The sequence below is a fragment of the Thermococcus sp. ES12 genome, assembly GCF_012027515.1.
Taxonomy (GTDB): Archaea; Methanobacteriota_B; Thermococci; order Thermococcales; family Thermococcaceae; genus Thermococcus; species Thermococcus barossii.
Window position 1 is genome coordinate 1 of the sequence record NZ_SNUP01000129.1, and the last position, 396, is coordinate 396.

Annotated in this window: 1 protein-coding gene; it reads right to left on the bottom strand. The window is 35.1% G+C overall.

All coding sequences use genetic code 11. The features are described from left to right. Positions 1 to 326: PUA domain-containing protein (locus tag E3E37_RS11400; RefSeq protein WP_371731721.1), on the bottom strand; the 326-nt coding region annotated here is incomplete at its 3' end. Positions 327 to 396: the final 70 nt, after the last annotated feature.

The following is a 396-nucleotide window of genomic DNA, read 5'->3' on the forward strand; positions in this document are numbered from 1 at the left end:
AGGTAGTCTGCTTCACCATAAACCATTCTGTATGCTGTTTTATATCCTAAAATCTTTTTTCTGTACTCGTTTGCTTTTCTTATGCGCTCTTTGAAAAGCTCTTTGTTAATTTTGGTATCTTTGTCTTTTGTGAGTAGACGGATCATGATATTTGAGTTCGGATTAGCAAAACCTTTACCTAAAAATTTCCCTCCTCTTGAATAAACTTCCACAACATCTCCTGGTTTGATCTCGCCTTCAGTTCTCACTATACCTTTTTTGAAAATTATCATCGCACCTTTTTCAATTGCCCTGTAAGCTTGAGCATCGATGTATACTTTTGCCATTATGATTCACCCTTCTAAAGTTGAAACGATAGGTATTTAACTCTTGAGCTCTATATATTATATTGGTGAG